The 25528-nt window shown below is 56.1% G+C and carries 18 protein-coding genes and 2 pseudogenes; 8 read left to right on the forward strand and 12 right to left on the reverse strand.

The annotated features are described in order from the left end of the window. Window positions 1–113: 113 nt before the first annotated feature. A pseudogene (locus FHT85_RS26365) lies at window positions 114–708 on the forward strand (ISKra4 family transposase); the annotation flags it as partial. Window positions 709–948: 240 nt separating this feature from the next. Here the strand turns inward: FHT85_RS26365 and FHT85_RS26370 are convergent. From FHT85_RS26370 to FHT85_RS26390, 6 genes and pseudogenes are all read right to left on the reverse strand, one after another. Next, the gene (locus FHT85_RS26370) at window positions 949–1806 is read right to left on the reverse strand and encodes a Hint domain-containing protein (protein ID WP_112412170.1); all 858 of its coding nucleotides are present in this window, start codon (window positions 1804–1806) and stop codon (window positions 949–951) included. A 160-nt stretch (window positions 1807–1966) separates the two neighbouring features. Then, window positions 1967–2215 (reverse strand): annotated as a pseudogene (locus tag FHT85_RS30650) (TetR/AcrR family transcriptional regulator); the annotation flags it as partial. A gap of 113 nt (window positions 2216–2328) precedes the next feature. Continuing rightward, a complete protein-coding gene (locus FHT85_RS26375) occupies window positions 2329–2607 on the reverse strand; it encodes a transposase (protein ID WP_112412171.1) in 279 nt (92 codons plus the stop codon). A 7-nt stretch (window positions 2608–2614) separates the two neighbouring features. Next, window positions 2615–4060: an HlyD family type I secretion periplasmic adaptor subunit gene (locus FHT85_RS26380; RefSeq protein ID WP_112412172.1), complete on the reverse strand. Its 1446-nt coding sequence runs from the start codon at window positions 4058–4060 to the stop codon at window positions 2615–2617. Between the two features lie 13 nt (window positions 4061–4073). Next, the gene (locus FHT85_RS26385; protein ID WP_112399411.1) at window positions 4074–5789 is read right to left on the reverse strand and encodes a type I secretion system permease/ATPase; all 1716 of its coding nucleotides are present in this window, start codon (window positions 5787–5789) and stop codon (window positions 4074–4076) included. Window positions 5790–5888: 99 nt separating this feature from the next. Beyond that, entirely contained in the window at window positions 5889–6464 is a 576-nt protein-coding gene (locus FHT85_RS26390; protein WP_112399410.1) for a PE-PGRS family protein, read from the reverse strand. 603 nt (window positions 6465–7067) lie between these two features. Here FHT85_RS26390 and FHT85_RS26395 point away from each other — a divergent pair. Next, complete coding sequence (locus FHT85_RS26395) at window positions 7068–8156, forward strand: hypothetical protein (protein ID WP_112412173.1); 1089 nt, start codon at window positions 7068–7070, stop codon at window positions 8154–8156. A gap of 622 nt (window positions 8157–8778) precedes the next feature. Then, the gene (locus FHT85_RS26400) at window positions 8779–9486 is read left to right on the forward strand and encodes a response regulator transcription factor (RefSeq protein ID WP_112415507.1); all 708 of its coding nucleotides are present in this window, start codon (window positions 8779–8781) and stop codon (window positions 9484–9486) included. Window positions 9487–9628: 142 nt separating this feature from the next. Here FHT85_RS26400 and FHT85_RS26405 read toward each other — a convergent pair whose 3' ends face one another. From FHT85_RS26405 to FHT85_RS26430, 6 genes are all read right to left on the reverse strand, one after another. Then, window positions 9629–10612, reverse strand: a complete 984-nt coding sequence (locus FHT85_RS26405) for a GDP-L-fucose synthase family protein (RefSeq protein ID WP_183774514.1) — start codon at window positions 10610–10612, stop codon at window positions 9629–9631. Beyond that, window positions 10605–11708 (reverse strand): GDP-mannose 4,6-dehydratase, encoded by a 1104-nt coding sequence (gene gmd / locus FHT85_RS26410; RefSeq protein ID WP_112399406.1) that lies wholly within the window; start codon window positions 11706–11708, stop codon window positions 10605–10607. Before gmd ends, FHT85_RS26405 begins: the two co-directional genes overlap by 8 nt. A gap of 289 nt (window positions 11709–11997) precedes the next feature. Then, entirely contained in the window at window positions 11998–14208 is a 2211-nt protein-coding gene (locus FHT85_RS26415; RefSeq protein WP_112412174.1) for a GumC family protein, read from the reverse strand. Then, entirely contained in the window at window positions 14205–15347 is a 1143-nt protein-coding gene (locus tag FHT85_RS26420; RefSeq protein WP_112412175.1) for a glycosyltransferase family 4 protein, read from the reverse strand. Before FHT85_RS26420 ends, FHT85_RS26415 begins: the two co-directional genes overlap by 4 nt. Beyond that, window positions 15341–16441, reverse strand: coding sequence for a glycosyltransferase family 4 protein (locus FHT85_RS26425; RefSeq protein WP_183774517.1), 1101 nt, complete (start codon window positions 16439–16441; stop codon window positions 15341–15343). The genes FHT85_RS26420 and FHT85_RS26425 overlap by 7 nt, the downstream gene beginning before the upstream one ends. After that, window positions 16438–17388, reverse strand: a complete 951-nt coding sequence (locus tag FHT85_RS26430) for a glycosyltransferase family 2 protein (protein ID WP_183774520.1) — start codon at window positions 17386–17388, stop codon at window positions 16438–16440. Before FHT85_RS26430 ends, FHT85_RS26425 begins: the two co-directional genes overlap by 4 nt. Window positions 17389–18024: 636 nt before the next feature. On the opposite strand from FHT85_RS26430, the gene FHT85_RS26435 reads away from it, so the two are divergent. The 5 genes from FHT85_RS26435 (at window position 18025) to FHT85_RS26455 (ending at window position 25527) form a co-directional block, all read left to right on the forward strand. Continuing rightward, window positions 18025–19332 carry an O-antigen ligase family protein gene (locus tag FHT85_RS26435; RefSeq protein ID WP_112412178.1) on the forward strand — a complete coding sequence of 436 codons (1308 nt, stop codon included), beginning with the start codon at window positions 18025–18027 and terminating at the stop codon, window positions 19330–19332. A gap of 8 nt (window positions 19333–19340) precedes the next feature. Beyond that, the gene (locus FHT85_RS26440) at window positions 19341–21470 is read left to right on the forward strand and encodes a right-handed parallel beta-helix repeat-containing protein (protein WP_112412179.1); all 2130 of its coding nucleotides are present in this window, start codon (window positions 19341–19343) and stop codon (window positions 21468–21470) included. A gap of 700 nt (window positions 21471–22170) precedes the next feature. Then, entirely contained in the window at window positions 22171–23028 is an 858-nt protein-coding gene (locus FHT85_RS26445; RefSeq protein WP_112412180.1) for a WecB/TagA/CpsF family glycosyltransferase, read from the forward strand. A 15-nt stretch (window positions 23029–23043) separates the two neighbouring features. Beyond that, entirely contained in the window at window positions 23044–24438 is a 1395-nt protein-coding gene (locus FHT85_RS26450) for a sugar transferase (protein ID WP_112412181.1), read from the forward strand. Window positions 24439–24483: 45 nt separating this feature from the next. Next, entirely contained in the window at window positions 24484–25527 is a 1044-nt protein-coding gene (locus FHT85_RS26455) for a UDP-glucuronic acid decarboxylase family protein (RefSeq protein WP_112412182.1), read from the forward strand. Window position 25528: the final 1 nt, after the last annotated feature.

A 25528-nucleotide genomic window follows, 5' to 3' on the forward strand; every position in this document is an offset into this window, starting at 1 on the left:
TTCTGTATGAGGCCTAACCCAGTCGATATAAAGACAGTCAGCGTTCTCGTCTGCTCTCCTGCAGCGTTGGTTCGAGGAATCCTCGCAATTTCAACCGGTAACGCGATCCTCGACGTGTCGGTGGATGGCTGCCCGGCCGAGACGTCAGTGTTTTCAGCGACGGAGAAATTGGCTTGCAAAACATCGTTGTCAGCGCCACGCCAGTCCGTTACGCATATTCTTGACCGGTTTCATCTATCGATGCGGCTGCGGCACGTTGAACAGACCTGGGAGGGCATCAGACATCTGCAAAATCTGGAAGTCTATCTACAAAACGTCGCAATCCATGTGCCCAGACTTCGACACCTCCTATGGAGTGGATATGTCCGAGAGGCAAGCGAGGCCGTAAAGCTTGCCCAATTGGATCAGCATCCCGGATGCCGCAATGCCCTCGGCAAAATCAGGCGCCTCTACGAGCTGATTGGCAATCTGGGCACTTACCTACTCCAGAATGAAACTTCTATCGTCAACTACTGTCGGCGATACTGGTCCGGCCTGCCGATATCCAGTTCACCGGGGGAAAGTGCCGCCAACAGCCTGGTCAATGCTCGGATGAACAAGAAGCGTCAGATGCGCTGGTCGCCAATTGGCGCTCATCGGGTTCTTCAGGTCCGAGCCGCCGTCGCGGATGGTCGTCTTAAGCAGGCAAAGCTCCGCCTTGTAGCCTAACCCCATCTTTATTCCACTCCCTCGAATTATCAAACTAAATGCCCATTCTCAAATTAAGTGAACGGAATAATGGGCTGATATCATTGAGTCGCGATTCTCGAAATTAAATGGAAAGTGACATCCGAAACGGACGGCAAAATTCCGGATTGGACGAAGTTGAAATCCGAGTTGGACGTATGTAAATTCCGACTTGAACCCACCCTGAAGCCCCGAGGACTTTGATCGCAGCCGCGCAGCTTATCAGGGCGATAGCTCCTTGGCTCGTGCGTTGATCTTCTCGCAGGCATCCCGGACCGGATCGCGCACTGGCACTAGCGGGGAAACGCCGAGCAGGATAAGCGCTTTAAAATGCATCCAGCCGCCCCCAAGCACCGGCGCATAGGATGTCATCACGGTGCGTTCTTCGCCGTAGAGACGCGTGTACTCGGCAAAATTGGCGAAGTTCTCGTGATTGCTACCCTTTAGACAAAAAGTCTCGGCAGCAGCACCCTCGGCAAGGATGATTTCATGGGTATCGAGCATCACGGCATAGTACTCAATCGGCATGCCGTCGGCTGGGATTACAGGTGCGATAGTCGTGCCGTTTACAAGTTCCTTCACGCGGATAAAAACGCCGTCCAGAAACAGCGCATGGCCGGGCGACAGGTACAGATCGGAATGTGGTGTGTGGCCATCCAGCGCGTGACGGGAAACTCGGATCGGGATGACGTCCTTGTGCCAGAGGGCGCCGCTCTTCTTGAAGACTTGGCGACCGATCCATTTGATTGGGCGGGCGCTCCCGTCCGGAAGGGTCACGCAATCATTGATGCGTAGATCTTCTACGGGCTTTTCACCGCGATCGGTGAGGATCGCCGTACCACGCAGAAAGCAGTTCGCACCGCCGCCATAGCCTCCACCGGGAGCACTGCCGTGAGAGTCTCCGTGTCCATCAGCGTCGCCCCGCCCCCAAAGACGCCCCATCGCACTTGCAGGAGAGGTAGAAATTGCCATTGCCAAGGCTGCTAGGCCAGCAAGCCCGGCACCGGCCGCTGCGGCGACACCTAGAAAATGCCTGCGTGCAGCATTACGCGGCCGCTTCGGGTTTTTCCTGGAGGACATGCTCGTCTCCTTTTTCAAAAGGAATAGCTGCAAATGATACGACAGGTTGCTTTTTATTCAACTTCACCGAACAGCGCTGGCTCTCCGTCAAAAGGAGTAGGCATATCGCTCTCGAAGACGAAGCCGGCAGTACGTTCTCATATGGGTGCCTAACCTCTCATTTTTGCCGAGCCGCATCCGCACTCAGCGCCACAGCGGGCAACCTTCCGCCTTCTCTCCTCTGTGATCCTTGGAGAGACAGAACGACATGATTGCTTCCAAGGGATCTGAGGCGTTGCCGCCGCGGTCGACCATCTTTTTGTGGTGTTTTCCAGTGCCTACCGCTATGCAAACACGGCAAGATCGTCCTTCGACGCGAATTATGTTTAGGACCGCCACACGTGAGGCCTGCGCCCTTCATCAGGTCCTTCGAGCGCGGCTATAAAGTGTGGATGGTGATCGAAGCAGAACAGGATCCAACCATTGGATCACCGAAGAGTGCTGTGGAGAGGGCGATTATTGCTGAAATGAAAGGCTTAACGGTTAGTGTCGCCCATCCGATGTCTTTGCCAACATCTCGCTCAGCGTTGCCGCCGAGAGCATGGCTTCGGCCAGAAGTTTCTTGAGCTTCTGGTTTTCTTCCATCAGTGCTCTCACTCTCTTGGAATCGAGACCGGCATTTCCCAAATGGAGGGATTGCCACCGATAGAAGGTCGGCTCGCTGATGCCGTGCTTGTGGCAAACATCCGCCACCGTCACCCCTGCCTGGTGCTCCTTCAGAATGCCGGTAATCTGGTCGTCGTCGAATTTTCTCTTGCCCATCAACGCTTCAGTCCTCACGAAATGCTCTGTGGAAACTGTCGATAAGTGGTCTGACGGCGTAGAACGCCACGCTGCTTTTGCCCGTTTCGATCAATGTCTGTACGGGCATGCCCGCGACCAGTTCGACATCGCTCATTTTCCCCAACCGCTCGTCCGTCACTCGGATCGTCGCGGCAAAGTACGGCTGGCCGCTCTGCGCGTCGGTGAGACGGTCCGCCGATACATACTCGACCCGGCCTTTCAGCAATGGAACGCGCCGCTGATTGTATGGGAGGAGGTGAACCTGCGCTTCAAGCCCCGCTCGGACGAGATTGATGTCTTCCGGTCTGACGTGGGCTGATACGATGAGCCGATCGCTGCGCGGCACAAGATCGACGAGCGGCTCGCCCGCGCCGATCACTCCGCCGGCGGTGTGGATGCGCAGGTTCATGATTGTTCCATCTTCTGGGGCACGGATCTCGGTCCTTGAAAGCTGGTCGTCGATCGCCCACAAGCGCTCGCGCAATTGCATGATCTGGTTTTCCGTATCGCGCATGCCCTGCGCGACTTCGCTCAGCCGGTCGCTCTCAAGCTTTGCGAGATCGGCCTGTGCCCCGCTGATCACTTGGTAGGCGCGGGAAATCTGCGCCTCCACCTGACCCTGCTGCCCTGCAAGGTCTGCTTTTTCCCGCTGGAGGTTGAGAACGGTATTCTTTCGTTCCAATCCCTTGGCGTTGAGGGCCGTAACCTGATCCAGTTCCTGCTGCGAGATTGCCGCCCTGTCGGTAAGTGCTGCCTTCTGCGCGCCAAGTCCTACGATTTCCTGCCGTACCTGGGCGATCTTCTCATTGGTGATGCCAACCTCCGCCTGCATGACCTGACGACGCGCTTCGAAGATTTTCCGTTGTCCAGTCAGAATCGCGCCGACCGAGGGATCTCTGTCCATTGCCGACCTGAAGTCCTGCGGAAAAGCGATATGGTCGGCGCCCGTCTGCTCGGCAAGCAGGCGGGCGCGACTTCCTTCGGCGTCCCAAAGCTGTCCCTGAATACTGTCGCGCTCCGAGCGGGACTTCGTGTCGTCGAGTTCTATCAAGACTTGTCCGGCCGTGACCGCGTCGCCGTTTTTCGCGAGTATGCGTCGCACGATTCCGCCTTCCAGGTGCTGAATGGTCTTACGGCTGGACTCCGGTTCGATGACGCCCGATGCAACAGCTGCGCTTTTCAGCGGCGCCAGAACCGACCAGATTCCCAATCCGACGATGAAGATGGCGATCAACAGGTTCCCCGTCCATATAACGCCCCTAAGCCCCGGCATGGGCGAAGGGGGGGCAGGCCCGCGCTGTTTCGTCCCGAGCACCGGCGCGTAGGCTGCCAGTTGCTTGGGCGTCGCAATCGACCCTTCGGCAAAGCGCTGGCTCGCTCTCGAGGAATTTGAAAATCTCGCCAGCGTTGCGTCCAGTCGAACAAGGGTCATGTCCGCGTCCCTCCTACGTTCCCGTTCGCGATGGCGGTTGAAGATAGGTTTCATAAATCCGCTCGCTGTCGCCGAAGGCAGCCACCGTCCCGTTGCGCATGATGGCGATCTTGTTGGTAACTGGCAGGATTCCCATGCGGTGAGTTATGATAACAATGGTCATGCCCCTGGACTTCATGCGTTCGATTGCCTTGTGCAGCATGCGCTCGCCGTCATAGTCCAGGCTGGAGTTCGGATCATCGAGAACGATGAGGGACGGATTTCCATAGGCGGCCCGTGCCAACCCTAGCTGTTGGCGTTGAGCGCGAAGGAGCAGGCTTCCACCTTCGCCGATATCGGTCTCGTAGCCCCTTGGCAGCCGCATGATCGCCTCGTGCAATCCAACCAGCTTCGCGGCATCGATCGCTTTGGTGGGATCTCCTCCATCCAGCCGGCCGATCACATCCTTGATTGCTCCGCCGAAGAGCTCGATATCCTGCGGCAGATATCCGACATGGTGGGTCCCTCCGCAAAGGCGCAGAGCCGAAATATCTACCCCACCAAGAAGAGCGCACCCGCTTGTTGCTTGTACAACGCCCGCTATGACGCGACCTAGCGTCGATTTTCCCGATCCCGAGGGGCCGATGAGGGCGATGCAATCGCCAGGCGCCAGGCGCAGCGTGATACCGCTTAGTATCTGCCTGTTGGCGAATGGTTGAATATAGCCGACGTTATCGAGAACAAGGCCATTGGGTTCTGGTTGCGGCACCGTTCGGACATCGTGTTCCGATGCAATGACGATCAGCATTCCGTTCAGGCGATTGAACGCATTGCGCGCAAACGTAAACGAGCGCCATGCACCTATTGCGCCCTCGATGGGTGCGAGCCCGCGCCCGAGCAGCAAGCTCGCGACGAAGATGATCCCTGGACTGCTGTTGCTCGCAAGCACCAGCCATGTGGCAGATCCCATCATCAGGATCTGCGCGAGGGTGCGGATCGATTTCGAGAAACCGAGAACGATCTCCGTCCGATGCATCGCGATGTCCTGCGCCCTTCTCGCCCTTTCCGCATCGCGATAGACGAGCAGCGCTGCACCATACTGCATGCCCATTGCCCGAATTACCTCGATGTTTCTTAGGGCGCTCGCAAATCGCAGATAGCCCCTCGAAAGGGCAAGATTGGCACGGGCAAGCGGCTCCTGCGTCGCCAGTTCCGTCAGAAAGGCAAACAGCAGAAGTGCAAGTGCGCTCAGAAGGCCGATGGTTCCAAGCAGCGGATGAACCAGGAAGAGCAGGAGCAGGAATAGCGGCGCCCAGGGAACGTCAAAAAACAGGGAACTTGCCGGTGAATCGAGGAACTGCCGTAAGGTAGCGAGGTCCCTGTAGCACTCCGTGGCGGCTCCGGTATCGGCGCGAGCAGCATATTCGAATGATGCGGTGAGCACCATGGGTCGTAGTCTGTGATCCAGCCAACTGCCGATGCGCGAAAGAGCTGCCCGGCGCACGATGTCCAGCGTGGACCCGACTACGACGGCGATGGCGATAATGATCGTCAGCATCAGTAGCGTGTCAGTGCTTCTGCTCGACAGGACCCTGTCGTAGATCTGCAGGAGATAAACGGAAGGGGCTAGAAGAAAGAGATTGTAGCCGCAGCTATAGAGGAAAACCAACCCGAAGGCACCGGCACAGGCCCGAAGCGCAACAACGAGCTGTGTCTGTGGGCGCGATGGCTTTACAGAAAGCGTTGCCATTATCCGATCTCGCTCCACTGACGCTGAAAAGACGAGGCTGCCGGCTATGCAACCTATGAGGGTCGCCAGCCGAAGCCGGCGACCCTCAGGGCCTATGATTCATGAACCAAGATGGCTGAGATCGATATGGCCGAAGTCGTTCGTGAAATGATCGAGAGCATTGTTCACGGTCGTCGTTGAGGGATCCGTGTGAACTAGCGCTGCCGAGATGTCGCCGCCGCGGGCCATGTTGCCGTTACCGCCGTTGCCGCCGACTCCAGCGAGAATGGTGGCATGCTGATCAGCCATAAGCTGAGTATATTGCGTCGCCGTCGTAGCCGCGCTTACCGCCGCCGTATCGCCACCGCTCACGCTTCCCTGGCTCCCGTTGGAGTGAGAATCTCCCCCGGCACCGCCGGCGCCGCTATTCGTGACTGCCGCCAGGAAGCCATTCTGGGCCTGAGTAAAGCCACCAGGTCCACCGCTGCCGGCAGTCCAATCTGCCATCTGTCCGACATGGTCGCCGTTGTGCAGATCGGTAGATGCTCCTTCGACCGATTGCACGTTGGCTACGTACGCAACGGGGTTGTAGTCAATATTGCCATGGCTGATGCCATCGCCGCCGTTGCCGGCGCTTGCGTCGCCTGCAGTCGGGTCACTGAAGTGAATCGTGTCAGATATTTGTGGAATGGGCATAGGTGTCCCTCCTTCAATTTCGTTTCGTTCGTGTTCGTTCTACGGCGTGGATATCCAGCATCTCGCCGCCAGTAAGTACAACCACAGGTAAATATTACTCGCGATTTAACCCGCGAGCTATCTAGATATTCGGTGACGTTCTTTTGGGCGTATGCTTGGAGGCGTCGGATTGTTATTTCGACTTGAGATCTGGTGATTTGGCGCCCGATGGCGTCGTCGAGACTATGTGTGTGCCTGGTCGAAGCGATGCCGCTCTTCCAAGCAACGGCTCCCTAAGCGAATCGGCTAGATTCCGGGCTTCTGATCAGACTCCGCTGGCAGAGGAGATCCTGTTCGGGGGCAAAAGAACCAGCGTGTTGCGCTACCGGAAAGGGGTTTGGCGAAGCCGGACTTCTATTTCAGAGCCAGCTTTGGTGCCCTCAAACTCGCTCGGCCGGGCACTGCGTCCATGACAGCCAAATGGCTACGGTAGTAGCCGAGAGGATGTAGACGAATTGCAGGCTCTGTTTTTCCTGCATTCAGATGCACAATGCCTGAACAATTCAAGTTGCATAGGCTGCACGCTGGGTGAGGCGTGCGGTTGAGCGTGGAATGGAGACGGCAATGCCGGAAATTCGTCCCTTGTTGGAAGACTTGTCCAAAACAGGCACCGATCAGAACCTCACCTCCAATTCGGCTGCGGGGCATCTGGCTCTGGTACCGACCTGGCTTCCATTGGATGTCGCTTCGGGTCCGAACTATAATTCAGCCGGTAGCGGCGGCGACGGGATAAGCGAAGGCGTGATCGACAGCAACGCACTGGCTGCCTTCATGCCGTCCAATGCTGCTATTGCGGGACCTCATTCGAGTGCCGACGCCTTCCAGGGCAACGATGCGCTGGTCAATCAGTACCCCATAGAAATGGCAGGGATCGGCGGGAATGGCGGAAGCGGCAATGTTGCCATCGGCGGCGGAGGTGACGTCTATCATGCCGGCACCGGTGGCAACGGTCTATTTTTCGGGGGGCTCGTGAGCTCGGATGCTGCGGTGTTTGCCCCCGTGAACGCGGCTGTGGCGGTTGGCCCTGGCGCTGAGGCTCACGCCGATCAATCGAACAACGCCATGTTCCTGCAGGGGGCAACCCAGATGGGCGGCATCGGCGGCTCCGGTGGAGACCATAATGCCGCGATCCATGACTCGGCGGTGAGCCCGGGAACTACAGTTACATTTACCGGTGACAATTATGCGGGGCACGGCGGCAACGGAGTTTTCGTCGGTAGCATGGTCGACGTGAATGTGGCCATCTTCTCCCCGATCAACATCGCAGTGGGTGCCGCTGGCGGCTCGGCCGAGGCCCATCAGACAAACAATGCCGTTTTCGATCAGGGTACGATGCAGATCGCCGGCATCGGCGGCAACGGCGGTGGCTTCAATATGTCGTCGGGGACGATTTTTACCGGCAACCATGAAGCTGGCGGCGGTGGGGTTGGATCGTCAACCGGCAGCATGGTAGACGTCAATCTCGCCTATTTCCATCCCATCAATATCGCAGTTCCTGCCGGTGGGACGGCGGACGCCCAGCAGATCGATCATGTTCTCTACGATCAGCATGCGCTTCAATTGGCCGGCCTCGGGGGCCACGGCGGAGGCGGCAACCTTACGGACGCCCATTCGGCCCTCGTGGACGACATTCTGGGCTTCATGCATAGCTGACAGATGGTCTTCCTGCCGGTATTGCGAAAGCTCAACTTCGTGAAGCCGTCTTGCGCCATAAAAGCCATATGCTGGATTGCTTCATCCGTTTGGCCTTTGCCTTTCGGAGAGACATGGCGCGGAATGCCCGGTCACTACGGTACCGAATATTCCACGGTGACCCTATCCACATTGTCTTAGATTTCGACCGCTGCGTTTGGCTGGTATCCGTCGGTGCCTGTTCAGTGCCGCAGCTGCTTTAAGTTGAGAGCCTGGATTTAAAAAAACTGTTTACTGGCATAATTCTAGCAGCCAATTTTATTGGGTGCATTTGTATCAGATCATATGTTTTTTAGCATGTTTGAAATCTTTGTTGACATGATTTCTATGCGTGAATTCTGTGAAATATGTTGAGATCGCATCTTCTCATCAATAAGAGTTCGATGTGTTCCGCAATGGTTGTCTCTTGCTTTGCTCTTTCAGTCCATAAGAGCTATCGTAATAGATAAGACTATTGATATCGATAGTACCTCTTTTTTGTGTCATGACATGAAACGAGAACGGGAATAATCTGGATCACTGTTGGGCTGCAACTATTCTGGGGAGCAGGCAGGTGTCCAACAGTGCAAAATCCAAGCGTCAAATGCGGCGCAATTTACCAACTATTGTCGTTATTCAGCATTCCACATTGGCACGTACGACTGTGGTGAAGCTTCTTGAGCTTGAATTTGCCGGGTGGAATTTTATCGACATGACCTCGACAGAGAGTCTCGATAGGGCTCTCGGGGCCGAGGTGCGTTTGATTGCACTCGATCTGGCCGGCAGAGGTGTCGAGAGTGCAAGTCTACACAACGATCTCGCGGAAATTGCGGCGCGTTTTCCCGAGGCTCCTATCACGTTGCTCTTAGGTACAGATGATGTCGGCATAGTTCGTCAGGCGCTCAAGATGGGCATCCGGGGCTTCTTTTCGACATCACTTCCCATTGATATCGCCCTTGCCGGCCTTCGTCTCGTTCTGGCGGGAGGAACATTCTGCCCGCAGCTGCTGGGCGTTGTTGCAGATGGATCAGACGAACATGCTCCAGCCAGAAACGAGGCGGAGAAAAGCTTGGATGAAAGGACGCAATATTGGCCGATAGCCGATTTCACTCCTCGGGAGGCGGAGGTTCTCGCGGAGTTGCAATGTGGCTGCTCAAACAAGGTTATCGCAGGAAAGCTCAACTTGTCGGGGCATACGGTGAAGATGCATCTGCAGCACATAATGCGCAAGTTGCGGGTCCAGAACCGGACTGAGGTGGTCGCTCGCCTGGTTCGAAGAGCCGAGGACGGGCACGGCGCCTCCCCGAATTAGGTGATTTCGCAAGTGACCACATGGTCGATGCCGAGCTGCGACGGACCAGGATGATATGTCTGTCAACAGCACCGTCTTGGACGAGCATGGCGGCGAGGATGCCTCTGCGGAAGAATCACTGAACGGATCCCCAGGAAGCACTTCAAGCGCTGCCGTCTAGCGGCACTGCGTTACTGCGTTCAAAATTACGCCCGTTCAGGAAAGAGCGATAAGCGTCTGCGATGCCCTCTTTTAGCCCTATCTTAGGCGACCAGCCGAGCGTGCGGAGTTTGTCGGCGCTCATGAGTTTGCGTATCGTGCCATCCGGTTTGGTTAGATCGTGAGTAATTTTACCTTCGAAACCAACAACCATGGAGACGAGATGCGCCAAGTCGAGGACGGTGATATCTTCGCCGGAGCCGACATTCACATGACTTTCAGCCGAATAGGTCTTCATGAGATGGACGCACGCGTCGGCGCAATCGTCGACATGCAGGAATTCGCGTCGCGGATTGCCAGTGCCCCAGATGCATATTTCTTGCCGCTGATGCATCTTGGCTTCATGCGTTTTGCGTATGAGTGCCGGCATGACATGACTCGACTCGAGGTCAAAATTGTCACCCGGACCATAGAGATTGGTCGGCATGGCCGAGATGAAATCTTTGCGGTGCTGTTTGCGATAAGCTTGGCAGAGCTTCAATCCGGCAATTTTGGCGATCGCATACCATTCGTTCGTTGGTTCAAGCGGTCCCGTCAAAAGCGCCTCCTCAACAATCGGCTGGTCGGCGAATTTTGGATAGATGCAGGACGAGCCCAGAAACATCAGCTTTTCGGCCTGAGTTCTATGAGCCGCATGGATGACGTTCGCTTGGAGGATCATATTGTCGTATAGAAAATCGGCCGGATAGGTAGCGTTCGCGAGAATACCGCCGACCCTCGCGGCGGCCAGGAAGACAGCGTCAGGGCGGCGTTTGCCCATCCAGGCTTCGACCTGTTCCTGCCGTCTCAGATCGACCTCGGCGCGCGTGGCCGTCAAAATCTCGCAGTCCTCAGAAGCGAGACGTCGCACGATCGCAGAGCCCACCATGCCGCGGTGGCCCGCGACATAAACCTTTTTTCCAGCAAGGCTGTAGATCACCTCAGGCATAAGCCAAGCCTTTGTTCACACCTATCGACGGAACATTTCGCGCCATTACTTTCAGGTCCTCGCGAACCATTTCCGCAACCAGCTGATCGAGACTGGTCTCATGTTTCCAGCCAAGCTTTTTATACGCTTTCGTTGGATCGCCAATCAGAAGATCAACTTCAGTGGGGCGGAAGTAAGCTGGATCGACCTCCACCACACAATGACCCGATGTCTTGTCGTATCCCTTTTCCTCAACACCCTCGCCACGCCAAGCAATCGGCATGCCCAGTTTGGCAAAAGCCTTCTCGACAAAGGAGCGAACAGAGTGGGTTTCGCCGGTCGCCAGGACGTAGTCTTCAGGTTCGTCCTGTTGCAACATCAGCCACATGCCGCGGACATATTCTCGCGCATGCCCCCAGTCACGCTTGGCATTCAAATTGCCAAGATAGAGTCGTTCCTGGAGGCCAAGATGGATAGCCGCGGCCGCCCGAGTAATTTTGCGCGTCACGAATGTCTCGCCGCGGATGGGGCTTTCGTGATTGAACAAAATGCCATTCGAGGCATGCATGCCATAGGCCTCGCGATAATTGACCACGATCCAATAGGCATAAAGTTTGGCAGCCGCGTAGGGTGAGCGAGGATAGAACGGTGTCGTCTCGCTCTGGGGAACTTCCTGAACTTTGCCGTAAAGTTCGGAGGTGGACGCCTGATAGAAGCGGGTCTTCTTGGTCAGGCCTAAGAGGCGAACCGCTTCAAGCAGCCGGAGAGTGCCTGTTCCATCCGCATTGGACGTATATTCCGGCGTCTCGAAAGAGACTTGGACATGGCTTTGTGCCGCAAGATTGTAGATCTCGTCAGGCTGGGTTTCCTGAACGATCCGGATCAGATTCGTTGAATCCGTCATGTCTCCGAAATGCAGGATAAAGCGAGGATTCTCGACGTGGGGATCCTCGTAGAGATGCTCGATACGAGTGGTGTTGAAGGAGGATGAGCGCCGCTTGATGCCGTGAACGATATAGCCCTTCTCCAGGAGCATTTCGGCCAAATACGCTCCGTCCTGACCTGTTATTCCGGAAATCAGCGCGACTCTGCCGTTATTTCTCACCGCGTCATCCATAATTTTACTCCCAAATGAAACCCGTCGGCATGACGGCTTCGAGAAGCTGACATCAAACGGAATAGGCGAGCTTCGCCTGTCAACCCAGTCCATCGTCCGGCTTGTCGCCCGACCGCCAGAAACCGGATGGGATTGCGGGCCCTTAAGGCGGGTTTGCGACGGAACCGTTCGGACGGATCGGCTCCATCCTTGCTTGTAAAGCCGGCACTTAAGATTTCTGGTCTATTCATTTTCACCTCGCATATAAAATTATTGGTCACGAAAGATAAATTTTCCAACATATTGAAGTCTATGTTTTGAGAATATAGTATTTCATCAATGATTTTGAAAATAGCTCTGAGTCTGTGAAGTTGTATTGCGCATGCTTCTTCGGGTTAACTTTATTGATGGCAATCGGAATTTCGGAATTTCGTGAGTTTTTCAGATGCTGCAAGCCGAGTTCGACAGCGCGGCGGCTCGTTTTGCCCCATTTCACTATGACTAACGTTTGTTCTGCCAACGCTGCCAGGTGTCTCGTGTCAGTCGAGGCAAGTACGGGAGCGCTGTCGAAGATAACGATTTGGCCGCGCGCGCGGGCCATCTCGATGATGTCAGCGACCGCAGTCAAACCGGCGTGGCGAGGCAAACTGAGAGCGCCGGCTGGGATGAAGTCGATGCCACTTGGGTGGTAGTGGATAACCTCCTGGATTCCAGCCTGTCCGCGCAGGAATTCATTCAATCCATGCTTTAGCCCCGATTTGAAAATCGAGTCGAGGTTTCCGCGTTGGAGATCGCCATCGACAAGCAGCACTGGGCTTCCGCTGGCGGCGAGTTCGATTGCCAGCGATCTGGCGACCAGAGACTTACCTTCTCCACTGTGAGCCGACGTTACAAGAATACTGCTCGGTAACTTTCCACCATTGGATTGTTTGAGCGAAATTACGATGGTGCGCATCGCTTCCTCAAACATCCCGCCTTGAACATGTCCTAAGAGTATGGATTGATTTTTCCGGTCTGTCCTTCTCAGGCGTGGTATGAACCCGGCGGGCAAGATACGCGCCATTCCGGTCAACTGGTCGAAGCTGCGGACAGTCTTATCCAACATCTCAACCACGAAAGCGGCCGTCACCGCGATCGAAATCGAACCTAGCAGGGCACCGATCAGATAGAAAAGCCGTCCGCGTCCCTGTGGCGCGAGCGGCACCGCAGCCGGTGACAGAACCTCTACTTCCGCTCCCGGCAGCATGGCTTGTCCCGCCAAGGTCCGGCGCTGCGCCTCGAGCTCATCTAACGCCGTTTGCTCCCTTTCGGCACTGCGCTGTAACCGCGCCAACTCAGTTTGTGCCAGGGCAGAGCGAGAACGTTGCTCGTAAGCGGCAGCTAACGCGGATCGGACTGCGCCTCCTTCACGATCAAGTGCCGTAAGTTTGGCGCGCATTGACTGGAGATATCGATCGACCGCAAGACCGAGATCCGTGCGGGACTTAAGTATCTTTGCACGCAAGTCGACCACTGCTTCGGCGTTATTGCCGTATGTCTCAAGAAGATGATCGAGATCTTGCTGTTGCGCACGAAGGTCGCGTACCATCGCGCCAATGCTGTCGGGGATGGATATATTCTGCAGAGCAAGCGAGGCGTCGTCGGCCGCTTCGAGAGTGGAAATCGTTGCGGTTAGCTCGGCGCGGTTTTGTTCGATTTTTATCTGCCGGTCGCTCAGCTCCATCAACGACTTGATCTGGTCACCCTGCGTGTCGTCGTTTGAGGTTGCGCTCATCGTTTTCTGATAACTGTCGGCAGCATCACGCGCTGCCTTTGCCCGAACCTGCTGTTCGGCGATTCGCTGTTGAATCCATCCCTCCGCTGCGTCCAGACGGCCACGGATACTCACCTTCCGTTCTTCGAGGTAGATGCTGAGAAGCCGGTTCGGAACCGCGGCTGCCAGTTCGGGATCACTTGAATCGAACCCGATCTCGATAACGCCGCCTTGGCCGTCGCGCCATACCCGGAGCGCTCTGTAGTACGCCGGAATTACGGGCTCCAGGTTGTTTCGTATCGGCAAAGACGTTCCTTCATTGTCGAACAGATCGCGTAGTGTTTCTCTGGCCTTGTCGACAAGTGAGGTTTTCCGCAGTGCCGGATTGAATTCAGGCCGCTCCTCGAGCCGCAGGTCGCGGATAACTCTTTCTGCGGCACTTCTGGAAAGAAGCCGCTCGGTCTCAGATGTAAGGTCCAGCGGATCGTTACGGCCGGGATCCTCCGCGCCGAGCGTTGTCGCCAGAGGCCTGTGAATTATCAGGCGGGATTCGGCATGATAGCTCGGTTTCAGTCCCCAAATCACCGGGATGGCAGGTGCCAATAGCAGTGTGGTGAGAGCCACGATCACGGGGGTCTTTCGGCGGATGAGGCGCAAGCATGACATCAGGTCGAAATCGTCCGATTTGGCCCCTGCCTGGAACTGTGGCTCATAGCGCATCGACGAGAACGAGCCGCTGCGGGCCGGAGGAGGAGTTGAGATTGTCATGGTGCTCCAACCCTTTTTTTGCGTGGCGCGGAGACAGCTTCGTAGAGATTTTCCAGCGATCGCATGTATGCGTTCATACTGAAGTGCTTGAGATAGTGGGCACGGCCTTTGGAGGAGAGGTGGCTCCTGATGTCAGGATCACTGACCAGTTTTGCCAATGCTGCAGCCAAAGCATCCTTGTCTCCGACAGGCACGAAGATGCCAGTTTCGCCATCGGAAATAGCTTCGTCATGGGCCCCAACACGGGTAGTGACGACGGCGAGGCCGTGGGCAAGACCCTCAATCACCGCCATCGCCATGCCCTCGGCATGCGAGGGCAAGACCAGAATATCTGCCCGTGCGCACAAGGCCCGCGCCGCGTTGGCGTCAAGCCAGCCTGGCATTTCCACCAAATCTGAAAGCGCCATGTCTGCGGCCTGGCGTCTGTAGTCTTCTACAGGTCCGTCGCCAGCCAGCACGGCTCGCCACCGGAGCTCCTTCATGATCGGGTCGCTTAGCGCAAGCAGAAGCTCCTTAACACCCTTACGCTCGCTCAATCGACCGAGGAATACGATCAATGGTATCTCGCCGACCCGAACATTGCGCATTCCGGGATCGGAAACGCAATTATGTGCGACGACTATACGGCATTCGTCTACGCCCAGCAGTGTCGTTAATGTCATATGATCACGCTGGCCGAGCACCACGACGTAATCAGCATTTTGAAACATCCGGCGGATGAGCAATTGTTGCCGAGGCGAGCGGGCAGCAAAGTCGCTCGCATAATCGTAGTCGTGCAGGTGCAAGACATGAAAGCACCCAAGAAAACGGGCAGCCTGCGTTAAGATCAGTTTTCGCGAAGTGCTGCCGCGCCCCGCGACATGGATATGGTGAATGCGTGCCGGAGCAACGATCCTATCTTTCACCATCATCAAGACGGCACCCAATAGGTGCAGCGGCGACGTCGCCACGGACCATCGAGCTCCTCTGGTATCGGTAACTAGATGTTTTCCGCCTAACTCCCTTGCCGTACCGGATATATAGCCAACCAGCCTGCCGATACCGCCGCCGTTCTCGCAGCCACCCGGCACATAGTGGCGTACGGTTGCCGCATTCCGCAATGTTGTCATATTTCCGCTCGTGAACGCCTTCGTCAACATGCCCCGACCACCTCCCGATAAACGGCTATGGCCTTAGCTCCGACCTGTTTGGGCGAATTCGGGCCGGTCGCCCATTCGAGTGCATTAGTCCCAAAGCGGCTTCTGAGCTCGCCGTTTTCTGCCAGTACCCTGATGGCTCTCGCAAGCTGTTCGGCATCCCGTGGGGGAACCACCAATCCCAATCTATTGGGCTGAACAGTGGCCCGCAATTCGCCGACGTCTGTGACGATAACGGGTTTGCCGAACGTCGCTGCGATATTGAGGACACCACTTTGGGAGGCTTCCGTGTAGGGAAGAACAACGATATCGGCTTCCAGGAAAAGCTGGGCAACCTCCGCATCTTCAATAAAGCGGTTGTGAATATCATAGCGGATAGCTTCTCCCATGAGTGACTGGAAGGCCCACGCATCGTCGCCACGGCCGGCCACGGTGATGCGTAGATTGGGGAGCGAGTCCTTGAGCATCGCCTCGGCACGGATCAAATGCTCCAAGCCCTTGTAAGCAAAAATCCGGCCAAAGAGCAGGACGCGCACGGTTCCGTCTGCGCGGCGTCGCACCAATTTCTGCTGCCGAGCGAGGTCGGCATAACGAGGAATGGCCGGATGGGACAGAACATGGACGCAATTGGCGGCTTTTTTGTATCGGTCAAGCATCATCTGCTTCAGCCCCTCGCCATGTACGATGACATGTTTTGATTGCCTCACCATACATCCGGATGCCCAGGCGGGTAGCGTTCGGGTATCGGAGTCGCCGGGATGCACATCCACGTCATGCACGGTCGTGACAAGCGGGATGGGTCGCCAGAACGGAGCGGCGAAGTTCAACCAAAGGGTAGAATTGCTTAAGACGTGGATGAGGTCGGGCCGTTCGCGCCGGATAAGACGTGTGAGCTGGTGAAGGAACCATGGATTGGAGAGCGAGCGGTGCCTTGGCCAGTCCATAAGGTGCAGATCGACAGCCGGATCAACCCAGGAGGCAAGGCGCGCATAGCGCCTGCGCGGAACCGCCAGGACGACTTGCGCATGTCCCGCAACGCCGTTGGCGAAGGAGATGGTGTAGTCTTCCAGTTCGGAAACCAGCAACAGCGCTTTCATTTCGCGGGCTCCGACGCGCCGGCGTCTCGATCGAGCCGAGGGAGGTTGTAAGTTGTGCGCAACGCATCGCGCATCCGCCTAAGCAGATTTGGTTCTCCTGCAAAGAAAAGTCCTTCGACAGCAATTTTGAACCGAGTGCGCCAATCAACGCCGCCCAGCTTCGCTGACGCGATCCGGTAAGGATAATGATCAGCCAGATGAAGCCTTTCTGCTACCCCCCGGCTTGCAAGAAAGATGTTTGTCGCCTCAACGACCGCAAGCCAGTGAGCCATTCGCTTCCGCAACATGGCGGCATCATCGATCGGCCGATACCATGTATTGTTGTGAATACGGTAGAACCCAAGAGGACTGGGCAACGCAGCAACGTCCCCTAGGAACGGATAGATGCCCACAAGCCAAGCGTCGGCAGATATGCGGAACTGTTTGGGAATATCCCCTGCAGCATCCCATGCGCTGCGTCGCACAGCGATTGCAGACGTCATCGGGAAGGGCCACCAGCCAGCCGACTGAGTGAGCCGTGGCGACAAATCTCCCGAACACAAGGTTCGAGGGATTGGCTTGAGGACCGGCGAGCCATCGGTGAGCGCTGGCTGAAGTCGGTGATAGACGAGTGATGCCTGAGGATTCGCGTGGAAAGCCGCCGACGTCGCGGACAGCTTGTCCGGCGACCACCAGTCGTCTGCATCCAAAAAACTGAGAATGTCGCCACTGCTTAGTTGTACCGCGGCATTGATCGCGGCGGCCTGCCCCTGATTTTCCTGAAAGAGCACTTTAATGCGGTCGCCGTAGGCGGCCAGAATGGCGCACGATTCGTCGCTTGACCCGTCGTCTACGACGATTATCTCGATGTCCGACGCTTGTTGTGCCAAGACGCTGTCAATCGCACGGCCGACGAAGCGAGCGTAATTATAATTATTGATAAGCACGCTGATGGCCGGTCGCTTCATGGCACCTCTCACGCGGGTCGCTGCGCAACGCGTTGGTGCGGCAGAGTTGCGAACCTTCGCGCGTTTGGCAGCGCGAGATATTGCGGAGAGAATAGATGCGGCCCGGCGTCATTCCCTGCAACCACGCGTTCGGCCGGAGCTGGCGAGATCAGCGCCGCTAATGCTGCAACGAGTGACGTTCTTGTCGTATAACGCAAAGAACGAGGACCAGCACCGTCACGCAAAACCATAAGACTCCCAACCATTCTATACCTCAACTGCGGATTGTCAGTCGCGCCAGAACTATTGCCTTGCTTGACCGGAAGCTGCGGCTCAGCGCCACGCTTTCGTGGTTAGCGCCCATCATCAAGCTACTGATGAATGATCACGGGTAACATCTGCTCTTATTGGCAAGCCGGTCGACCCGGCCATTCACCCTTTGGGGAATAGGTCGACTGAGAGCTCAAACGCACCACCGTCTTTTGATGGAGGGTATAAGCGTTAGAATTACCCCCACCTTCATTTGCGTTAGTTGACTGCGGAGGTGGTCGGATGATTGTTCTTTGGTGATTAGCGCAGCTATGAGACGGAACCCATGTATTTCCAAATTGCCGCGATCAACACTAACCTGGTTGTCCAAGCCAGCTGGGACCGACGATGAGGCCGAATGCGCCCGAAGTTGCGAGTGGGCTGGCCCTCGGTTGGCGAGCCGTAGAATGTTGGGGCGCCGCCATGTCTCTTTTTCTTCAGACCGGTGCGCTTTTTCCGCTTATGTTGGCCGATGGCGCCGGCGACCTCAACGATTCGGCCAAATCCATATTGCGTCTCCTCTGCCTACCCGTATATGCATATACCCTATTGATGCTGATGCGGAACTTTCCGCAATTTCGGATAGCACTAAGGCGAAATCTTTTTGTCCCTCTGATGGTTGCCTTGCCGTTTGTGTCTGTCTTCTGGTCCGTAGGCCCGTCGACGACCTTGCGGCGTGCCATCGCACTCCTGTTTACAATGCTTCTGGCCTATGTGCTGGCGATACGTTTCACTCCGAGGCAGTTGCTTCTACTCGCATTCGCAACGTTTGGAACGTGCATCGTCCTTAGCCTGGCCATCCTTGCAGCGTCACCGCACCTGGCACGCATGCCCGATGGTGCGATACGGGGTATCTTCATTCACAAGAATAATCTCGGTTGGTACGCCAGTATAACGATACTTGCGGCGATCGCCGTACTGATGGACGGTGCTCTAAGCTTGCGGCGAACCGCTTTGGCTCTGTTGATCGCAGGCGTGGTGTGTCTCGTAGGCTCAGGGTCTGTGACCGCGATAATTGTGACGGCATCGTCATGCTGCTTGATCGGCTTCTACTCCATCTTACCACGAATCCGTGGCGTCAGCCGTATCGTCTTTGTTCTTATTTCTGTTCAGATAGCAGCCGGTCTCCTGATTTCGTTGCATGAATTCCTTGTGCCGTTCCTGGAAGCTCTTGGCAAGGATTCTACTTTGACGGGCCGCCTGCCGCTATGGGAGCTGGTTGATGGTCAGATAGGTGATCATCTACTGCTCGGTTTCGGCTATCAGGCATTTTGGACTGAATCGAATCCCGAAGCATGGGTTATCTGGGGAAAGCTCCAATGGATGGCTCCCCACGCTCATAATGGATTCCGCGATACCATGTTGAACTTCGGAATAACCGGAATGGCTTTGTTCGTCCTGATGCTTTTCCACGCGGTGCATCAAGGCGCGGCTCTTCATTGTCACGATCGGAAATATGGTTGGCTGTGGTTAAACGCCTTCACGGTCGCGATTTTGGTGATGAATCTGACCGAGAGCACGTTCTTTCTTCAGAACGACGCCATTTTCGTTCTATTTGCCACGGCGATCATCATGTTCTCGCTATATGCGCCCGTCGTCTCGAGCAATCCGGCTTCAGTGCGTCAGCCATCCGCGGGCTGTATAATAATGGAGTAGCAAATCTTATGAGGTTGCGCTTCGCTCCGATCCTGAGCATTTTGCTTGCGACGCCGCTTCCACCGTCAGATGCGCTGGCATGGTCGAGTGCGGACGCTGACGCACCCGACCGGCTGCAAACGACAATCAGCGAAGCGACTTGTGCGGAAGCTACGCCAGCGACCTTATCGGCCAAGCTGCAGGGGACTTCCCTGAGCGATTTATTGACCAGCGCACCCGCGGCCCGGACCATATTCTACGTTTCTCCAGATGGCAAAGACACTTGGAGCGGCCTCCTTCCCAAAGCAAATTCTCAACGCTCCAATGGTCCTTTTGCGACAATTGAGAGGGCGCGCGATGCCGCGCGCGCGAAGGGGGGCCAAAGCACGATCGCGATGGGCAATGGAGATTACTATCTCACTCAATCGATCGTCTTTGACTCTCGTGATTCCGGCCTGATCATTACTTCGAGATGCAACCAGACGCCGGTCCTGCACGGCGGCCCGCTTGTGGGGCATTGGGTGTTGCAGGCCGACGGTCGTTGGACGGCATCCCTGCAATTATCTCCAGATAAGGCGGTGGGCGACCTTTTCGTAGATGGGGTCCTCCAGACGCAAGCCCGTTTTCCCAATGCTCCCCTTGATGGAGATCCGCGGAAAGGGTGGCTGTTTGCGGCCAAGTGTGGAACAGATAGCAACGGCTGGCAAGGCAATACGCGTTTTTGCTTTCACAGCGGCGACTTACCGGCGTTAGGCGATGCAAAAGGGCTTGTCGCGAACATCGTGGGTGGCTTTCGCCCCGGAAGCCAGTGGGGTAGCGACACGCTCCCAGTGGTCTCAATCGACACCGCAACCCAGACCATTCATACCAAGGGCACCGCTTATTTCTTCACTGAGGAAGGTAGTCGCTATTTTTTAACCGGCGCGGCGGCCTTCCTCGATGCCCCGGGCGAATGGTGGTACGATAGCCATGGCGGAAAGCTTGACTACATTCCTACGGACCGATTTTTACCCAGTTCCAAGGTCGTCGCCGGCCTTCTGCCTACATTCTTCAGGCTGAATGGAGCCGATGGAATGGCTGTGTCAGGCCTTCACTTTCGTGATGGAGCCCCGCAGGGTAGCGGCAAGTTCGAGACCGACACCAGAGGGTTTGGCGCCATACGGCTCGAACATGCCGATCGCGTCAAGCTGCTCGGCAACGTGATCGAAAACGTCGGCGTTGGAATCCACGTGGCCGAAAGCAAGGATGTTCTGATCGCGGGCAATGCGATCGGAAATGTGGCCGGTAACGGGATTTACCTTGGCACGGCCTATGGTACCTTCGGCAAATCCGATCGTGCCAGGATCCTGTCGAACCATATCCATGATATCGGAAGGGTTTATTTTGAAACTGCGGGGATATGGTTCCAGGCGGCAGACGATATCAGGATAGCTCACAACTTGATCGAACACGCCGCGCAGTTCGGTATAGCTGGTGGTTCCCTATGGGGGCCCCAGGACGCTGTGCATGACGCGATCATCGAATATAACGTGATCCGCAACGCCAATCAGCAAACGGCGGATGGTGGGGCCATCAAGATGATGGGCGAGCAGTCCGATCCCCTGAACAGCAGTATCCGCTACAATTTGGTCACCGGCACAGACCAGCTTATGAACAGGGCCGATGGTACATTCTGGCCACCCCGATATGAAAATATCGATGAATGGCCGTCTCCTATCAGTTGGGCCATCTACACCGACGGGAAGGCCAGTGGGGTACGCATCGAGGGCAATACTCTCTCCGACAACGTATCGGCGATTGGCATCAATGGCGGCTGGAGCAACTTGGTGATAGGAAACATCATTCGAGGTGGATCCGGCGCAGCCTTTCGCGTTGACGACGGCACCGGGATAGGATGGCATCCCCCTTGGGCAGATCCAAATCGGATCGAGGACAATATCGTATCCGTCGAAAGTGGCAACGGGCTTGCCGCTTATGTTTATGCGCCCGACCACAAGCCGGGCTCGGTACGATTCGCACGCAATCGCTACAGCGGTAATCTAAACGACAAAAGCTTCCGAATACATCCCAGGATCCTGCCATCCGGGGAGTTTGGCAACCTAGGCGATCTTCAGAAAGCTGGCGTGGACTCCGGCAGCGTCCTGTCGGGTTCGCAATAAAGGCGTTTCCCGGCACGAGCGGCTTTCCGCCGGAGACAGGGGTTCCAGCTGTGTCGATTTAGAAAACTCTACTGCCATTTCATGCGCGTTGCCGGTGAGTGAATCTATTGGCGCGGCTCGACGCGCGATTGTTCAACGACGCCAAGCGACTTTGGTTGTCGACCATCCTCGCGAATGTGGCGACCGAGTCTCTAGCCTTCCCTCAATCCGCATCCGCAACGGGGAGAGAAAGTTCAGTGGCTACACATTCGCGCACAAGTACCTCGTCGCATACGACTTCAAAGCCTATTGGGCCCAAAACTCATCAAGCACTGCTTCGACAAGTTCAATACTTCCGTCGCGTCGCGACCCGTCACCACATATGCCATCAACTTCCAAGGGCCCATCCATCTATCCGCCGTCTTCGTCTGGATTTGATGAATGGTCGATGCAGCTTAGAACTGCTCAGAATTATTTGCGCGAAAGCAACTATCTTGTGCAGCGCCGCGAGCGTCACACCGTTCTTTTGGTGTTGAGGTCATCCAAAAGAGCAAGGCGGTCGACCAAGATGTATGTGCCTTACTTCAAATATCGTAGTTCATGTCAGCGCCGAGTTACAAATAGGCAGTCTTTTTACGTCCAATAGCTGCGATGGTAACTATGGAGACAATCGGTCTGGCGTCATATCCTTGCGTCAGTTCAGGTCGTGAAGGCATAAGCCATGAGAGTGCAAACGTCGGACAGCAGGCAAACTTCAGCTCCCAATTCAATGGGCTCATTTGAATGGACCAATGTCCTCGGTGTTCGCATTTCGGCGGTCAATCTTAAAAGCGCGACCGGACTTATTCAAAAGGCGGTTGCGGAGGGAAAGAAAGAATATGTGTGCGTTCGCGACGCACACGGCCTCGTCCGCTGTCAAAAGGACCCCGAGCTTCGGTCCGTTCATAACCGGGCGTTCCTAGTGACAGCTGACGGCATGCCGTTGGTATGGGCATTGAAGCATGCTGGCCATTCGGAAAGCGGCAGGGTTTACGGACCTGATCTGATGCTATCTGTTTTTGAGGCCGGCAGAGCCAACGGCCTACGCCACTTCTTTTATGGTGCAACTACGAAGACGCTTGAGCAGCTACAGGCGCGACTCCTCCTAAGATTTCCGGATGCGCTGATAGTCGGCTCCTATGCGCCGCCTTTTCGCGAACTGTCTAAGCAAGAGGAAGGCGATATCGTTGACCGGATCAATCGATCGGGCGCCGATATCATCTGGGTGGGGCTCGGCAGCCCCAAGCAGGAACTCTGGATGGCGCGCATGCGCGAGCGCCTGGATGCTTCGATGCTCATCGGCGTCGGAGCTGCCTTCGATTTCCACGCAGGTCTCAAGCGGCAAGCTCCGAGGATAATCCAAAGAAGCGGTTTTGAATGGGCATTCCGCCTTCTATGCGAGCCGCGGCGGCTGTGGCTGCGTTATGCGGTCGTCGTGCCTACCTTCATCTCACTGACTATAGTCCAGAGACTGGGGCTTCGGACGTTTCCGATCGCTGATGAGGTTGGTGGATCGAGCGCGTCGAGACAACGAATGTAGGGGAGTAAAACCATCATGTCCTCATTTGCGTCGCCGGCGTCTGTCCGACCGGTAACAAACCCTGCAAAGGTGGCCGAGTCCCGCAAGCAGAGCCGGCTTGCTACCTCGTCACTTTTGGTCGCTGGCGATGTCGCGAGCTATCTCATAGCTTATTTTCTTCTTCTGCCGTTTTTTCCGAACGGTTCCGAGAATACGGTTCTGGAGCGTGTTTTCGCTTTCGCAGCCTTGGCGGCGATCATTCTCTATGCATCGGACGCTCTCTATCCTGGATATCGGCTTCATGATCACGAGCATCTGCGCCGCCGCACGATAGCTTCCGTGAAGGTGGCTGTCTTTGCGGCGCTCGGGGCGATCCTCCTACCAGAAGGATCGCGATTGCTGATTGGCGCCCTTGGCTTTGTTGGCCTCGGACTGATTGTTCAACCTGTCATGCATTGGGTCGTACGAGGCTTGTGCCGGAGGCTTGGAATCTGGGGAGAACGGGCGGTGATCATCGGGAACAGCAATCGTATACCCGCTCTCATGGCGCATTTCACCGACCATTGGCAGTATGGCATCAGGCCGGAATTCTATTCACCCGACGCTTCGGAAATATCACTCGAGGACGGGCCATCCATTGCCCTGATTGCGGGGGACACGGGCTCCCTTGCTGCCGAGTTGGCGACGATGCGTCGAAAGTTCGCCGAAGTTATTTTGCTGTCCGACACGCCGAGGCTCAAGGTAAGCGGTTTGCGACCTGCGGATATCGGCGGAGAGATCGGCGTTTGCCTCATCACCGGGGGGAATTGGGTCAACTCGGATCTGGTTCGCCGGATCCTCGATCTCGCAATTGCCATCCCGGCAATGATAGTGGCCGCGCCATTCGTAGCGTTTGCAGCGGTCGCAATCTATGCCATCGATCCAGGTCCCGTCTTCTTTCGACATACCAGGGAAGGGCGGTCCGGTATGCCGCTGCGCGTCCTGAAATTGAGGACAATGTACCAAGATGCGGAGCAGCGTCTTGAAGCCTTATTCCGGGACAACCCTGCCATGCGAGCCGAGTGGTCGAGCCACTTCAAGCTCCAGGATGACCCGCGCATCCTTCCGGTTATAGGTCATTTGCTGCGCTCTTGGAGCATCGATGAGCTCCCGCAGTTGGTGAACATCGTTGCGGGTCAGATGGCCATCGTCGGACCCCGCCCGTTTCCGGACTACCACCTTCGGGCCATGGACGGCGACTTTCGAGACAAGCGGCGCTCCGTCATGCCGGGGCTCACAGGCCTTTGGCAAATATCCGAACGAAGCAACGCGGACATCGAGCTGCAGCAGCAACTCGACGAATACTACATCGACAACCAGTCCCCATGGTTGGACTGCCAAATTCTTCTCAGCACAATCCCTGCGGTCTTTAAAGGCAGGGGAGCCTACTGACCATCCTCGCCATCTGCGAGGCAACCATCAACAATGGAGCACACAATGCATGGACAAAGGCGAATTATGGTAACCGGTGGCACCGGCTTCCTGGGGTCATTCTTGTGCGAAAGGCTTCTGCGAGAAGGCAATGACGTCCTTTGCGTGGACAATTACTACACCGGATCACGTGAAAATGTTCTGCATCTTCTTGACGATCCCCGCTTTGAGATTCTTCGCCACGACATCACCTTCCCGCTTTATGTGGAGGTCGACGAGATCTACAATCTCGCCTGCCCAGCATCACCGGTCCACTACCAGTTCGATCCCGTGCAGACCGTGAAGACCAATGTTCACGGGGCCATCAACATGCTCGGCTTGGCCAAGCGCACCAAGGCGAAGATCTTCCAGGCATCCACGAGCGAAGTTTATGGCGATCCGACAGTCCACCCTCAGACTGAGGATTATCGAGGCAGCGTCAATCCCATTGGCCCGCGAGCTTGCTATGATGAAGGTAAGCGGTGCGCCGAAACTCTGTTTTTCGACTATCATCGTCAATATGGCGTGGAAATCCGCGTGGCACGGATCTTCAACACATACGGGCCACGAATGCAGACCAATGACGGCCGAGTCGTCTCCAATTTCATCGTTCAGGCGCTTCGAGGCGAGCCGATCACCATCTTCGGAAACGGCACGCAGACACGGTCGTTCTGTTATGTGGATGATCTGATCGACGGCTTCATCCGTCTAATGGGTGCGCCCACCGGGGTGACGGGTCCAATTAATCTCGGCAACCCTGTAGAATTCCAGGTGCGTGAATTGGCCGAAATGGTGATCGAAATGACGGGATCGAAATCAGGCATCGCCTTCAAGCCTCTGCCAGCGGACGACCCGACACAGCGGAAGCCGGATATCAGCCGCGCAACGAAGGAACTTCGCTGGCAGCCGACGGTGAGCCTGCGTGAAGGGCTCGAGAGAACGATCGCCTATTTCGAGTGGAAGCTTTCGGGAGGGGTGGGGAACATGCTCAGCGCCAATTCCTTGCACCAGGCTTATCCGCATCTGCTGCTTCCGAACGCCGGCCTTCCCGTTTCAGAAGCCATCAGATAAG

Origin of the sequence: Rhizobium sp. BK312 (genome assembly GCF_014193605.1) — a bacterium.
Classification (GTDB): domain Bacteria; phylum Pseudomonadota; class Alphaproteobacteria; order Rhizobiales; family Rhizobiaceae; genus Rhizobium.

What these genes read in the sequence shown, in the direction of transcription:
- FHT85_RS26395 (WP_112412173.1), top strand. Translation starts at nt 7,068, where the DNA reads ATGCCGGAAATTCGTCCCTTGTTGGAAGACTTGTCCAAAACAGGCACC.
- FHT85_RS26445 (WP_112412180.1), top strand. Translation starts at nt 22,171, where the DNA reads ATGAGAGTGCAAACGTCGGACAGCAGGCAAACTTCAGCTCCCAATTCA.
- FHT85_RS26370 (WP_112412170.1), bottom strand. Translation starts at nt 1,806, where the DNA reads ATGTCCTCCAGGAAAAACCCGAAGCGGCCGCGTAATGCTGCACGCAGG.
- FHT85_RS26420 (WP_112412175.1), bottom strand. Translation starts at nt 15,347, where the DNA reads ATGTTGACGAAGGCGTTCACGAGCGGAAATATGACAACATTGCGGAAT.
- FHT85_RS26380 (WP_112412172.1), bottom strand. Translation starts at nt 4,060, where the DNA reads ATGACCCTTGTTCGACTGGACGCAACGCTGGCGAGATTTTCAAATTCC.
- FHT85_RS26455 (WP_112412182.1), top strand. Translation starts at nt 24,484, where the DNA reads ATGCATGGACAAAGGCGAATTATGGTAACCGGTGGCACCGGCTTCCTG.
- FHT85_RS26375 (WP_112412171.1), bottom strand. Translation starts at nt 2,607, where the DNA reads ATGGGCAAGAGAAAATTCGACGACGACCAGATTACCGGCATTCTGAAG.
- FHT85_RS26390 (WP_112399410.1), bottom strand. Translation starts at nt 6,464, where the DNA reads ATGCCCATTCCACAAATATCTGACACGATTCACTTCAGTGACCCGACT.
- gmd (WP_112399406.1), bottom strand. Translation starts at nt 11,708, where the DNA reads ATGGATGACGCGGTGAGAAATAACGGCAGAGTCGCGCTGATTTCCGGA.
- FHT85_RS26440 (WP_112412179.1), top strand. Translation starts at nt 19,341, where the DNA reads ATGAGGTTGCGCTTCGCTCCGATCCTGAGCATTTTGCTTGCGACGCCG.
- FHT85_RS26400 (WP_112415507.1), top strand. Translation starts at nt 8,779, where the DNA reads ATGCGGCGCAATTTACCAACTATTGTCGTTATTCAGCATTCCACATTG.
- FHT85_RS26430 (WP_183774520.1), bottom strand. Translation starts at nt 17,388, where the DNA reads ATGAAGCGACCGGCCATCAGCGTGCTTATCAATAATTATAATTACGCT.
- FHT85_RS26415 (WP_112412174.1), bottom strand. Translation starts at nt 14,208, where the DNA reads ATGACAATCTCAACTCCTCCTCCGGCCCGCAGCGGCTCGTTCTCGTCG.
- FHT85_RS26450 (WP_112412181.1), top strand. Translation starts at nt 23,044, where the DNA reads ATGTCCTCATTTGCGTCGCCGGCGTCTGTCCGACCGGTAACAAACCCT.
- FHT85_RS26405 (WP_183774514.1), bottom strand. Translation starts at nt 10,612, where the DNA reads ATGCCTGAGGTGATCTACAGCCTTGCTGGAAAAAAGGTTTATGTCGCG.
- FHT85_RS26425 (WP_183774517.1), bottom strand. Translation starts at nt 16,441, where the DNA reads ATGAAAGCGCTGTTGCTGGTTTCCGAACTGGAAGACTACACCATCTCC.
- FHT85_RS26435 (WP_112412178.1), top strand. Translation starts at nt 18,025, where the DNA reads ATGAGGCCGAATGCGCCCGAAGTTGCGAGTGGGCTGGCCCTCGGTTGG.
- FHT85_RS26385 (WP_112399411.1), bottom strand. Translation starts at nt 5,789, where the DNA reads ATGGCAACGCTTTCTGTAAAGCCATCGCGCCCACAGACACAGCTCGTT.